Below are 13356 nucleotides of genomic sequence, written 5' to 3'. Positions count from 1 at the left end.
ATCCTGCCGCCCGTATTCCTTTTGCCCTATTACGGCGAGACAGGATGCGTTAAGTGCGTGTCATCATTCAAAATCCGCATTCATCAGACGGTCATTTTTTCATAAATCTGTCACAAATCTGACGCATAATGGCCGCGCACTTCTATACTGATGGCTAAAAAACACAGGGTAAATAATGGCGAGAAGAATTCTGGTCGTTGAAGATGAAGCTCCAATCCGCGAAATGGTCTGCTTTGTTCTGGAGCAAAACGGCTTTCAGCCCGTCGAGGCGGAAGATTTTGACAGTGCGGTGAATCAACTCAATGAACCCTGGCCCGATTTGATTCTCCTCGACTGGATGTTGCCGGGCGGATCGGGGCTACAGTTTATTAAACAGCTTAAGCGCGAAGCGATGACCCGCGATATTCCGGTGGTGATGCTGACGGCGCGCGGCGAAGAAGAAGATCGCGTTCGCGGTCTGGAAACCGGCGCGGATGATTATATTACCAAGCCGTTTTCGCCGAAGGAGCTGGTGGCGCGAATTAAGGCGGTGATGCGCCGTATTTCGCCAATGGCGGTTGAAGAGGTGATTGAGATGCAGGGGCTGAGCCTGGATCCTTCCTCGCATCGCGTCATGACCGGTGAAAATCCGCTGGATATGGGGCCGACCGAGTTTAAATTATTACACTTCTTTATGACCCACCCGGAACGCGTATACAGCCGTGAACAGCTGCTGAATCACGTTTGGGGAACCAACGTTTACGTTGAAGACCGGACGGTGGATGTGCATATTCGCCGCCTGCGCAAAGCGCTGGAACATAGCGGCCATGACCGAATGGTACAGACGGTTCGCGGCACGGGATATCGTTTCTCCGCCCGTTTCTGAATTTTGACAGGAGTGTGACCCGTGCTGGAACGGCTGTCATGGAAAAGGCTGGCGCTTGAGCTTTTCTTATGTTGTATCCCGGCCCTGATCCTCGGGGCGTTTTTCGGTCATCTGCCGTGGTTTTTACTGGCGGCGGTGACCGGGTTGCTTATTTGGCATTTCTGGAATTTGTTACGTCTGTCATGGTGGCTGTGGGTCGATCGCAGTATGACACCGCCGCCGGGAAGCGGCAGTTGGGAACCGCTGCTGTATGGTCTGCATCAAATGCAGATGCGTAATAAAAAACGTCGCCGCGAGCTGGGAAGCCTTATCAAGCGCTTTCGCAGCGGGGCGGAATCCTTACCCGATGCGGTGGTGCTGACCACCGAAGAGGGCGCCATCTTCTGGTGTAATGGCCTGGCGCAACAAATCCTTAATCTACGCTGGCCGGACGATAGCGGGCAGAATATCCTCAACCTGCTGCGCTACCCAGAGTTTGCTAACTATCTGAAAAACCGTGATTTCACCAAGCCCCTTAATCTGGTGCTCAATAACGCCCGTCATCTGGAAATTCGCGTGATGCCTTATAGCGATAAACAGTGGTTGATGGTGGCGCGCGATGTCACGCAAATGCACCAGTTGGAAGGCGCGCGGCGTAACTTTTTCGCCAACGTCAGCCACGAGCTGCGCACGCCGCTCACCGTACTGCAGGGTTATCTCGAGATGATGCAGGAGCAGGTGCTGGAAGGGCCGACGCGGGAAAAAGCCCTGCATACCATGCGTGAGCAAACGCAGCGGATGGAAGGGTTGGTGAAGCAGTTGCTGACGCTCTCGCGTATTGAAGCCGCGCCGGTGCTGGCGATGAACGATAAAATCGACGTCCTGATGATGCTGCGGGTGGTTGAGCGCGAGGCGCAAACGCTAAGCCAGGGTAAGCATCAGTTGCACTTTAGCGTCGACGAAACGCTCCAGGTGATGGGTAACGAAGAGCAGTTGCGCAGCGCGATTTCCAATCTGGTGTACAACGCCGTAAACCATACGCCAGCGGGAACCGAGATCCGCGTCGTCTGGCAGCGGGCGCCGCACGGCGCGCTGTTTAGCGTTGAGGATAACGGCCCGGGCATTGCGCCTGAGCATCTACCCCGGCTAACCGAGCGGTTCTACCGCGTCGACAAGGCGCGCTCCCGGCAAACCGGCGGCAGCGGTTTAGGGCTGGCTATCGTGAAACACGCGGTCAGCCATCACGAAAGCCGCCTGGAAATCGAAAGTACGGTCGGGAAGGGAACGCGCTTTAGCTTCCTGCTGCCGGAACGTTTAATTGCCAAAAATGTCGCCTGACGCGGCGTTTGTCAGCTTTCCTTGCCAATGACCAGCTTCGGCTGGTCATTTTCATTTGCAGTCAACTTTACGTTGCGTATTAAACGAACGCCTGGTTATTTATTGTTCGCATGATTAGCCACGCGTTTTGCGTCGTTATGGTCAATTAATCCAGGTTCAAAATCATAGTTAGCATAATCATCTGGTTTTACGATCCCACCTTGCTTTAAAACGTTATAAGCGTTTAAATTGCCCCCTATGCAGTCCCGGTAAGACTGCTTTTGCGTGGTAATTCAAAAAACAATTCTTTTCCACGCCGCTTCGAGAGCATATCTCGCTGAGTTTACAGGCAATGGCCGCTGTATCATCCCGAAAGGAAGGCACGGTATTTTTCCGTTTTTACAACACCACATCCACAGGCAGTAATGAATTTATGACCCATCAGTTAAAATCTCGCGACATCATCGCGCTGGGCTTTATGACCTTCGCGCTGTTCGTTGGCGCAGGCAACATTATCTTCCCTCCGATGGTTGGCTTACAGGCCGGCGAACACGTCTGGACCGCAGCCATTGGCTTCCTGATTACCGCCGTGGGTTTGCCGGTGCTAACGGTAGTCGCGCTGGCGAAAGTCGGCGGCGGCGTTGAGCGTCTGAGCTCGCCAATCGGCAAAGTTGCGGGCATTCTGCTGGCCGTGGTGTGCTACCTGGCGGTTGGGCCGCTGTTCGCGACCCCGCGTACCGCAACCGTTTCATTTGAAGTGGGGATTGCTCCACTGACCGGCGACGGCGCGCTGCCGCTGCTTATCTATAGCGTTATCTATTTCGCGCTGGTGATTCTGGTTTCCCTCTATCCGGGCAAACTGCTGGATACCGTCGGCAATTTCCTGGCGCCGCTGAAAATTATCGCCCTGGTCGTGCTCGCGGTGGCCGCGGTAATCTGGCCGGCCGGCCCGATTAGCGACGCGATGGAAGCCTATCGTACCGCGCCGTTCTCTAATGGTTTCGTCAATGGTTATCTGACCATGGACACGCTGGGGGCGATGGTCTTTGGTATCGTTATCGTTAATGCCGCACGTTCCCGCGGCGTTAGCGAAGCCCGATTGCTGACTCGCTACACCGTCTGGGCTGGTCTGATGGCCGGCGTGGGCCTGACGTTGCTGTACCTGGCGCTGTTCCGCCTGGGTTCCGATAGCGCGACGCTGGTCGATCAGTCGGCAAACGGCGCGGCTATTCTGCACTCCTACGTGCAGCATACCTTCGGCGGCGCGGGCAGCTTCCTGCTGGCGGCATTGATATTTATCGCCTGTCTGGTCACCGCGGTTGGCCTGACCTGCGCTTGCGCTGAGTTCTTCGCGCAGTATCTGCCGCTGTCGTATCGTTCGCTGGTGTTTATTCTCGGCCTGTTCTCCATGGCGGTTTCTAACCTGGGGCTCAGCCATCTGATTCAGATCTCGATTCCGGTGTTAACCGCTATCTATCCGCCGTGTATCGCACTGGTGGTATTAAGCTTTACCCGCGGTTGGTGGCATAATTCCTCCCGCGTTATCGCGCCGGCAATGTTTATCAGCCTGATGTTTGGTATCATTGATGGCGTTAAAGCATCGGCGTTCGCAGATATTCTGCCGCAATGGACCGCGAGCCTGCCGCTGGCAGCGCAAGGTCTGGCATGGTTGCTGCCAACCGCGGTGATGGCCGTGCTGGCCGCGATCATCGATCGCGCAGCGGGTAGCCCGGTGGTCTCAAAAGCCCATTAACCGACGCTTTACGCAGGTGTTTAACCACGGGACTTAAGGTCCCGTGGTTTTTTGTTTTTTTGGTCATTCCCTTTTGCGTTTTGCCCCCGCAAAGCACAAACGAGAAAAACGGCATGGAACACGATGGAAAGTAGTAACAAGCTTAAGCGCGGGCTAAGTACCCGGCACATTCGCTTTATGGCCCTTGGTTCCGCTATTGGTACCGGCCTGTTCTATGGTTCGGCAGACGCCATTAAAATGGCGGGGCCGAGCGTATTGTTGGCATACATTATCGGCGGCGTGGCGGCGTATATCATCATGCGCGCGCTGGGCGAAATGTCGGTGCATAACCCTTCCGCCAGCTCTTTCTCGCGTTATGCGCAGGAGAACCTCGGCGGGCTGGCCGGCTATATCACCGGCTGGACCTATTGTTTTGAAATCCTGATCGTCGCGATTGCCGACGTGACCGCCTTCGGTATCTATATGGGTGTCTGGTTCCCGGCGGTGCCGCACTGGATATGGGTACTGAGCGTGGTGCTGATTATCTGCGCCGTCAATCTGATGAGCGTCAAGGTGTTCGGCGAACTGGAGTTCTGGTTCTCATTCTTTAAAGTCGCCACGATTATCATCATGATCCTCGCCGGTTTCGGCATCATCATCTGGGGTATCGGCAACGGCGGTCAGCCAACCGGGATTCATAACTTATGGAGTAACGGCGGTTTCTTCAGTAACGGCTGGCTGGGGATGGTGATGTCGCTGCAGATGGTGATGTTCGCCTACGGCGGGATTGAGATTATCGGTATCACCGCCGGTGAAGCGAAGGATCCGGAAAAATCGATTCCGCGGGCGATTAATTCGGTGCCGATGCGTATCCTGGTGTTCTACGTGGGGACGCTGTTCGTCATTATGTCTATCTATCCCTGGAACCTGGTGGGGACTAACGGCAGCCCGTTCGTGTTGACCTTCCAGCATATGGGAATTACCTTCGCCGCCGGCATCCTGAACTTCGTGGTGTTAACCGCCTCGTTGTCGGCGATTAACAGCGACGTATTCGGCGTTGGTCGTATGCTGCACGGAATGGCCGAACAGGGGAGCGCGCCGAAGGTATTCGCCAAAACGTCGCGTCGCGGTACGCCATGGGTGACGGTGCTGGTGATGACCGTGGCGCTGCTGTTTGCGGTCTATCTCAACTACATCATGCCGGAAAACGTCTTCCTGGTGATTGCCTCGCTGGCGACCTTCGCCACGGTGTGGGTGTGGATTATGATCCTGCTGTCGCAAATCGCTTTCCGTCGTCGCCTGTCGCCGGAAGAGGTTAAGGCGCTGAAGTTTAAAGTGCCGGGCGGCGTGGCCACCACCGTGGTCGGCCTGCTGTTCCTGGTCTTTATCATCGCGCTTATCGGCTACCATCCGGATACCCGCATATCGCTGTACGTCGGCTTTGCGTGGATCGCGCTGCTGCTCGTTGGCTGGAAAATTAAGACCCGCCGCGACCGTCAGTTAGCCCAGGCGCAGTAATTCTCCGCTCTTCCGGGTCCGGCTTTGCCGCGGCCCGGAAAAATCACATCCTCCTCCTTTCTCCTCCCCCAATTATTCTATTGATGATGAGTTATACGCCGGTTCACTGTGGCAAGGTGTGGCCATTACGCAAAAAGAGGAATGATGATGTTGAAGGCCTGGCACCTGCCGGTTGCTCCTTTTATTAAAGAGCAGCAGGAACGACTTGTTATCACATTGTGGCTAAGCGGCGAAACGATGCCGCAGCGCATTACGCTGCGCGCGGAAGAAGACAATGAAGAGCTGTCGTTGCCCATGCAGCGCCTGCGCCAATCCCCACACGCCGATGTCGTCGCCTGGCGTGGAGAGATCAACCTGACGAACGGCCAGCCGCGCCGCCGCTATAGCTTTAAGCTGCTGTGGGCGGACCGTCAGCTGTGGTTTACGCCGCAGGGTTTTCAGCGTTTTCCGCCCGCACGGCTGGAGCAGTTTGCGGTTGATGTGCCGGATAGCGGCCCGCAGTGGGTCGCCGATCAGGTCTTTTATCAAATTTTCCCCGACCGTTTCGCCCGTAGCGAGGCGCGAGAAGCCGGGCAGGACCAGGTTTATTACCACCATGCGGCCGGCCAGGATATTGTGCTAAAAGCGTGGGATGAGCCGTTAACCGGCGAGGCGGGCGGTTCGACCTTTTATGGCGGCGATCTCGACGGTATTAGCGAGAAGCTTCCTTATCTGAAGCAGCTTGGCGTGACCGCGCTGTATCTCAACCCAGTATTCGTCGCGCCCAGCGTACATAAATACGATACCGCTGATTACCGCCGTGTCGATCCGCAGTTCGGTGGCGATGCCGCGCTGCTGCGCCTGCGCCACAATACGCAGCGTGAAGGGATGCGGCTGATCCTCGACGGCGTGTTTAACCATACCGGTGACTCGCACCCGTGGTTCGATCGCCACCAGCAGACGAGTAACGGCGCCTGCCATCGGCCGGATTCACCGTGGCGTGAGTGGTTTAATTTTTCCCCGGACGGGGTAGCGCATAACTGGCTGGGTTACGCCAGTCTGCCAAAACTTGACTACCGTTCATCGAGCCTGGTTAATGAAATCTATGCGGGCGAAGACAGCGTGGTGCGCCACTGGTTAAAAGCGCCGTGGAGTATGGACGGCTGGCGTCTGGACGTGGTGCATATGCTGGGCGAAGATGGCGGCGCGCGCAACAACCTGCGCCATATTGCCGGTATCACCCAGGCGGCGAAGCGGGAGCAGGCGGAGGCTTTTGTATTCGGCGAACATTTCGGCGACGCGCGCCAGTGGCTGCAGGCTGATGCCGAAGATGCGGCGATGAACTATCGTGGTTTTACCTTCCCGCTGTGGGGTTTCCTCGCTAATACCGATATTTCCTACGATCCGCAGCACATCGATGCGCAAACCTGTATGGCGTGGATGGACAACTATCGCGCCGGACTGTCGCATCAGCAGCAATTGCGGATGTTTAACCAACTGGATAGCCACGATACCGCGCGTTTCAAATCCTTGCTGGGTAAAGATGTGGCGCGACTGCCGCTGGCGGTGGTCTGGCTGTTCTGCTGGCCGGGCGTTCCGTGTATTTACTATGGTGATGAAGTCGGCGTCGATGGCAACAACGATCCCTTCTGCCGTAAACCCTTCCCATGGGATCCGGCACTGCAGGATGAAACCTTGTTGGCGTTATATAAGCGTATGACCACCTTGCGTAAGGGGCATCAGGCGCTGCGCTACGGCGGCTGCCAGGTCATCTATGCGGAAGATAACGTGGTGGTCTTTGTTCGCGTTTACAAACAGCAGCGGGTGCTGGTGGCGATAAACCGCGGTCACGCCTGCGAGGTGGTAATCGACGCATCGCCGTTGCTGGAGGGGAAAACGTGGCAGCGTAAAGAAGGCGCGGGCGACATGCACGATGATGTGCTGAGTCTGCCCGCGATTTCCGCTAGCGTCTGGTGTAGCCGTTAACGGTAGAGCTGGCTCAGACAGCTGTCTTCGAGAATAGCCTCTCGCCACCAGCGCTGAGCCAGACCGTTATTGCCGCTACGCCAGGCCATATAGGTAATATCTTTCTCACGGCTCGAAATCACCGGTTTCTCCAGCAACTCACCGCTCTCCAGCCACGGGCGGGCGATGTGGCGGGGCAGGAATCCGCATCCCAAACCGGCGCGCAGGAGCGCGACTTTGGTGGCGAAATCATCGACCCGGATTTGCTCCTGCTCATCGAGCAGGTTGCTGTTCAATGGATGACAGTAGCGGGCGCTATCGCTAATAACCACCGCGCGATGCAGGCTAAGCTGTTTGTTGGTCAGCGGTTGGGTCGTTTCCGCCAGCGGGTGGCCGGGCGCGACAACGAACACGTTGTCCATCGCGCCGAGCATTTTCCACGACCATTCCGCTGAAGTCGGCGGTTCGTTAATCGCCCCAAGAATAATATCCGCGCCGTTGTGAGTCAGCTCTTCCCACGAGCCTGCCAGAGTATGATGGGTAAAGTTGAGGCGGGTTTGCGGATATTGCGCGTAAAACTTTTCAATCAGCGGCAATAGGGCCTGGAAAGGAAAAGAGTCGTCCAGCGCAATCGCCAGATCCCGCTCCCAGCCGGAACTCAGCAGCTGCGCCTGTTTTTCCAGATCGTTGGCGGCATTGAGCAGCAGGCGCCCCTTTTCCAGCATCATTTTACCGGTATCGGTAAATTTCGCCCGGTGTCCGGAACGATCCAGCAGACTGATGTTCAGATCGCTTTCCAGTTTTTGGATCATGTAACTCAGCGCGGCGGGGGTTTTAAATAGCGACTCGGCCGCCAGCGCGAACGAGCCATGTCTATCCAGAGCATCAAGAATCAAAAGTACATCAAGGTTTAAACGCATTAGTTTCGATCCGTCAGTCTAATAATAACGTTGTTTTACCGAAGGGCCATGTTCAATTCCAGTGAATAAATTAGAACAGTTTCCCGTAATTTTTTGATTAGCTTTATTTAAATATTCAAACGGCCATTATTTTTACTCAAGTGAATTAAAACGGAAAGAATTCTTTAATAACTCGTTAGAAATTACTGACTATACTCATCATGCGTTATTGGCCACAATCAGCACAGCACAACGGCAGTGAATTATCTTCCTAACCAATTGATTAATAGGATATGTTATGTCTATTCGTGAACTGATTGATCCGTCTAATTCCACTCTTATTTTTATTGACCACCAGCCGCAAATGGCTTTTGGCGTGGCCAATATCGATCGCCAGACGCTGAAAAATAACACCGTCGCGTTGGCCAAAGCGGGCAAGATTTTTAACGTTCCTGTTATTTATACCTCTGTCGAAACCAAAAGCTTCAGCGGCTATATCTGGCCAGAACTGCTGGCGGTTCATCCGGAAGTGAAACCGATTGAACGTACTTCTATGAACTCATGGGAAGACGCCGGTTTTGTTAATGCGGTAAAAGCCACTGGACGTAAAAAACTGATTATTTCCGCGCTGTGGACCGAAGTGTGCCTGACTTTCCCGGCGCTGATGGCGCTGGAAGCAGGTTATGAAGTGTACGTGGTAACCGATACCTCCGGTGGTACCTCCGTTGACGCTCACGAGCGCGCCATCGACCGTATGGTGCAGGCCGGCGCCGTGCCGGTGACCTGGCAGCAGGTTCTGCTGGAGTACCAGCGCGACTGGTCACGTAAAGAGACTTACGACGCGGTGATGGATCTGGTTCGCGAACATAGCGGCGCCTACGGTATGGGCGTGGATTATGCTTATACCATGGTGCACGGCGCGCCGGAACGTAAAGCCTAAAACACTTCACCCTGCAAGCTGCCTCTTTGTTGGCTTCGTTTGCCCGCCCCGGTCACTGACTGATGTCAGCTCCCGGGGAAGGGCAATCTTGCCGCCTCAATGCGGCATGAATGATTTTGTGTATTGTCATTTATGGCTGATGGCGGGGGAAATCCCGCCATTCCCTGAAGCAAGGAATACTTAATGGCGCAACAGAAATCAGTGACGCTGGTCATCAGCCATCATCTCGATCCGCAAAACGGCCAGCGGTATGAAGCATGGTTGGGGAAAATCATGCCGGTTGCGGCGGAGTTTCCCGGCCATCTCGGCGCCAACGTGATCCGTCCGGCAGCCGGGCAAAATCTCTGGAGCGTGATTATTCGCTTCGACACCATTGAACATCTCTACGCCTGGACGCAGTCGGAAACCCGTCGTGAATTAGTCGCGGAAATCGCGCCGTATCTCAACGATGGCGATCGTACCGAAATCCGCACCGAACCGGCGTTCTGGTTTACCCCGCCTGCTGCCAACATTCGCCAGCCGCTGCGCTGGAAACAGTTTCTGATAACCCTGCTGGTCATCTTCCCGAGTACCAACCTGGTGCCGTGGTTGACCGGCATGGCGCTACCGGAGTTACGGGGAAGCTTGTTACTGCATCTGATTAACGATGCCCTGGTGGTCGCGTTGGTGGTCTGGCTGTGGATGCCAATCGTGACCCGTCTTTTTGCCGGCTGGTTGAAAAAAAACTAACTCAACCAGCTTAAAGGAGTGTGTTATGTCGCAAACTGCCACACTGATTCTGACCCATGGTCAGATTCATACGCTCGATCGCGCGAACCCACTGGCGGAAGCCGTGGCCATCGCCGAGGGAAAAATTCTCGCGACCGGAAGCCACGATCGAATAATGACGTTCGCCGCCGAGGGGACGCAAATTGTCGATCTTAAAGGCCATACGGTGATCCCGGGTCTTAACGACTCCCACCTGCATTTGATTCGCGGCGGCCTGAACTATAACCTCGAGCTGCGCTGGGAAGGCGTGCCATCGCTGGCGGATGCGCTGCGTATGCTAAAAGATCAGGCCGATCGCACCCCGTCGCCGCAGTGGGTGAGGGTAGTCGGCGGCTGGAGCGAATTCCAGTTTGCCGAACGCCGCATGCCGACGCTGGAAGAGCTGAATGAAGCGGCGCCTGACACGCCGGTATTCGTACTCCATCTGTACGATCGCGCGCTGCTTAACCGCGCGGCGCTGAAAGCCGTTGGTTATACCAAAGAGACGCCGGATCCGGCGGGCGGCGAGATCGTTCGCGATAACAACGGCAACCCGACCGGGATGCTGATCGCCAAACCGAATGCCATGATCCTGTATGCCACGCTGGCCAAAGGGCCGAAGCTGCCGCTCGATCTGCAGGTCAACTCAACGCGCCAGTTTATGCGTGAACTGAACCGTTTAGGATTAACCAGCGCCATCGATGCCGGCGGTGGTTTCCAGAACTACCCGGAAGATTACGAAATTATCGAGCAACTGCATGCCAAAGAGCAGATGACCGTTCGTATCGCCTACAACCTCTTTACCCAGCGGCCGAAGCAGGAGCTGGATGATTTCGAGCGCTGGACCGACATGCTGAAGCCGGGGCAGGGCACCGATTTCTATCGTGCCAACGGCGCTGGTGAAATGCTGGTCTTCTCGGCGGCGGATTTTGAAGACTTCCTGCAGCCGCGGCCGGATCTGCCGCAAGGCATGGAGGATGAGCTGGAGCGGGTGGTTCGTCATCTGGTGGAACATCGCTGGCCGTTCCGTCTGCATGCCACCTACGATGAGTCGATTAGCCGAATGCTGGATGTGTTCGAGAAGGTGAACCGCGATATTCCATTTAACGGCCTGCACTGGTTCTTCGACCACGCCGAGACCATCACCGAACGTAATATTGAACGCGTGAAGGCGTTAGGCGGCGGTATCGCGGTGCAGCACCGGATGGCCTTCCAGGGCGAGTATTTTGTCGACCGCTACGGCAAAGAGGCGGTGAAACATACGCCGCCGGTGGCGAAAATGCTGGAACTGGACGTACCGGTAGGGCTGGGTACCGATGCGACCCGCGTCGCCAGTTATAACCCGTGGACCGCGCTGTACTGGCTGGTTTCCGGGCGTACCGTCGGCGGCATGGCGATGTACGATGATAACAACCGTCTGCCGCGCGACGTCGCCCTTGAGCTATGGACCGCCGGTAGCGCGTGGTTCTCCAGCGAGCAGGGTAAAAAAGGACGTATTGAGAAAGGGCAACTGGCTGACCTGGTGGTGCTGTCAAAAGACTACTTCAGCGTTGCGGAAGAGGAAATCAAAGGCATTGAGTCGGTATTGACCATCGTTGATGGCAAGGTGGTGTACGCGGCCGGTCATTTCTCGCCGCTGGCGCCGCCGCCAATTCCGGTATTGCCGGAGTGGTCGCCGGTGGTAAAAGTGCCAGGGCATTATCGCTCGGCGCCGCCTGCGGCCGCGAAGATTGGCGCGGTGGTGCAGATGCACCAGTGCTGCGGCAGCTGCGGCGTGCATGGACATCAGCATGATATTGCGCGCAAGTCGTCGATTCCGGTGGCGGATGAGCAGGCTTTCTGGGGCGTATTAGGCTGTTCTTGCTTCGCGTTCTGATGCTTTTGCCCGGAGGCGCTGCGCTTACCGGACCTACAGCGAATATAACAGGCACAAAAAAGGCTCGCATTTGCGAGCCTTTTGACTAAAACGTCTAGCCGATTACAGGCTGGATACGTTCTCGGTCAGGTATTTAGCTACGCCTTCCGGAGAAGCGGCCATACCTTCTTTTCCTTTTTCCCACTGAGCCGGGCAAACTTCACCGTGCTCTTCGTGGAACTGCAGCGCGTCAACCATACGCAGCATTTCGTCGATGTTACGGCCCAGCGGCAGGTCGTTAACAACCTGGTGGCGAACGATGCCGTTAGCGTCGATCAGGAAGGAACCGCGCAGCGCAACGCCTTCGTCCGGATGCTCGATGCCGTATGCTTTCTGAATTTCACGTTTGATGTCGGCAACCATCGCGTATTTAACCGGGCCGATACCGCCCTGGTCTACCGGAGTGTTACGCCATGCGTTGTGAACGAACTCGGAGTCAAAGGAAACGCCAACCACTTCTACGCCGCGTTTCTGGAATTCTTCATAGCGCTTGTCGAAAGCGATCAGTTCAGACGGGCAAACGAAAGTGAAGTCCATTGGCCAGAAGAACAGGACGGTAGCTTTACCGTTGGTGTGCTGTTTGAAGTTGAATTTCTCAACGATTTCGCCGTTACCTAATACTGCTGCAGCGGTAAAGTCCGGAGCCTGACGAGTAACCAGAACCATATGATTCTCCTGTTATTACTAAGGTTAATTGGAACGCAACGCGGGCCAGTATAGGCAGAGGCGGGCAGGAACTCAATGCGGCGCTGACAATCGATGAGATAGATTTTGCCTATTGATAATTATTCAATAGCGCTTTCAGAATAATCGTTTTGTGAGAAAGCGCAAGGTTTACAGCGTTCTCTTTTTCGCCTGCTCCATCATTCGCGGATAAAAACGCCAGAATTGCTGTTCCAGTTGTCCATAGTGGTTATCAAGGTCGTACCATGAATCACGCAGCGCATCGAGGCGCGGGCGGCGGCTGGCCATACCGTTCAGGACGCGCTGAATGAATTCCATATCCTGATAACGTTCCAGCCAGCGTTCGGACCACATATATTCGTTGAGATTAACAAAGCGCGGCGGCGAATCCGGCAGAATTTGCGCCACCTGCGCGTGGGCGTAGCGCACGAACTCGTTTAGCGGCAGATCCGGCGACAGCTGCGCCCAGTGATGCGACAGGAAATGGTCCCACATCACGTCGAGGGAAATCGGCGCGACCCGGCGGGTCTCGGGGCGAAACCATTCGCGCGCCGTTTTAACTTCCGCCAGATTGTCGGTCATTACATCTATACGCCGATGCATATAAATGCCGTCAACCACATCCTCAGGATACTCGCCCTGCGGGTTACCGCGGACAAAATCGGCCAGCAGGTTGCCCGGCAGCGAGCTATCCGCAAGATGGGCGAGGTGTAAATGCGCGAGAAAATTCATATCAACTTCAATCCTTCACACGGTCATGGCGTTCTTGCTGGTTAATCATGGTATTCCGCTATTATATCCAGCGTTGAATAGGGT

11 protein-coding genes are annotated in these 13356 nt (G+C 55.5%); 8 read left to right on the top strand and 3 right to left on the bottom strand.

The genetic code is table 11. The features are described 5' to 3' along the window. The first annotated feature begins 175 nt into the window (after positions 1 to 175). The 5 genes from phoB (at position 176) to malZ (ending at position 7376) form a co-directional block, all read left to right on the top strand. Entirely contained in the window at positions 176 to 865 is a 690-nt protein-coding gene (phoB, locus tag PGR23_RS19210; RefSeq protein ID WP_004099401.1) for a phosphate response regulator transcription factor PhoB, read from the top strand. Positions 866 to 886: 21 nt separating this feature from the next. After that, positions 887 to 2182, top strand: a complete 1296-nt coding sequence (gene phoR, locus PGR23_RS19205) for a phosphate regulon sensor histidine kinase PhoR (protein ID WP_396279880.1) — start codon at positions 887 to 889, stop codon at positions 2180 to 2182. Between the two features lie 412 nt (positions 2183 to 2594). Beyond that, positions 2595 to 3914, top strand: a complete 1320-nt coding sequence (gene brnQ, locus PGR23_RS19200; RefSeq protein WP_015368011.1) for a branched-chain amino acid transporter carrier protein BrnQ — start codon at positions 2595 to 2597, stop codon at positions 3912 to 3914. A 123-nt stretch (positions 3915 to 4037) separates the two neighbouring features. Next, positions 4038 to 5411, top strand: a complete 1374-nt coding sequence (gene proY, locus PGR23_RS19195) for a proline-specific permease ProY (RefSeq protein WP_047044535.1) — start codon at positions 4038 to 4040, stop codon at positions 5409 to 5411. A gap of 147 nt (positions 5412 to 5558) precedes the next feature. Further along, positions 5559 to 7376, top strand: a complete 1818-nt coding sequence (gene malZ / locus PGR23_RS19190; RefSeq protein ID WP_047044533.1) for a maltodextrin glucosidase — start codon at positions 5559 to 5561, stop codon at positions 7374 to 7376. On the opposite strand, the gene PGR23_RS19185 is transcribed toward malZ, so the two are convergent. Beyond that, complete coding sequence (locus PGR23_RS19185) at positions 7373 to 8275, bottom strand: LysR family transcriptional regulator (RefSeq protein ID WP_045390943.1); 903 nt, start codon at positions 8273 to 8275, stop codon at positions 7373 to 7375. The two genes, malZ and PGR23_RS19185, sit on opposite strands and share 4 nt — an antisense overlap. A gap of 277 nt (positions 8276 to 8552) precedes the next feature. Between PGR23_RS19185 and PGR23_RS19180 the strand changes: the two genes are divergently transcribed. The 3 genes from PGR23_RS19180 (at position 8553) to PGR23_RS19170 (ending at position 11817) form a co-directional block, all read left to right on the top strand. Continuing rightward, positions 8553 to 9194 carry a hydrolase gene (locus PGR23_RS19180; protein ID WP_045390940.1) on the top strand — a complete coding sequence of 214 codons (642 nt, stop codon included), beginning with the start codon at positions 8553 to 8555 and terminating at the stop codon, positions 9192 to 9194. A gap of 183 nt (positions 9195 to 9377) precedes the next feature. Further along, the gene (locus tag PGR23_RS19175) at positions 9378 to 9923 is read left to right on the top strand and encodes an antibiotic biosynthesis monooxygenase (RefSeq protein WP_045390938.1); all 546 of its coding nucleotides are present in this window, start codon (positions 9378 to 9380) and stop codon (positions 9921 to 9923) included. A gap of 25 nt (positions 9924 to 9948) precedes the next feature. Next, positions 9949 to 11817, top strand: coding sequence for an amidohydrolase (locus PGR23_RS19170; protein ID WP_047044530.1), 1869 nt, complete (start codon positions 9949 to 9951; stop codon positions 11815 to 11817). A 102-nt stretch (positions 11818 to 11919) separates the two neighbouring features. On the opposite strand, the gene PGR23_RS19165 is transcribed toward PGR23_RS19170, so the two are convergent. Both PGR23_RS19165 and acpH read right to left on the bottom strand, forming a co-directional pair. Further along, entirely contained in the window at positions 11920 to 12522 is a 603-nt protein-coding gene (locus PGR23_RS19165) for a peroxiredoxin (RefSeq protein WP_015368004.1), read from the bottom strand. A 168-nt stretch (positions 12523 to 12690) separates the two neighbouring features. Continuing rightward, complete coding sequence (acpH, locus tag PGR23_RS19160; protein WP_015368003.1) at positions 12691 to 13272, bottom strand: ACP phosphodiesterase; 582 nt, start codon at positions 13270 to 13272, stop codon at positions 12691 to 12693. Positions 13273 to 13356: the final 84 nt, after the last annotated feature.

The sequence above is a fragment of the Klebsiella sp. 141162 genome (assembly GCF_050600755.1).
In the GTDB taxonomy this organism is placed as follows: Bacteria; Pseudomonadota; Gammaproteobacteria; order Enterobacterales; family Enterobacteriaceae; genus Klebsiella; species Klebsiella aerogenes.
This window is presented reverse-complemented; position numbering and strand designations above follow the sequence as displayed.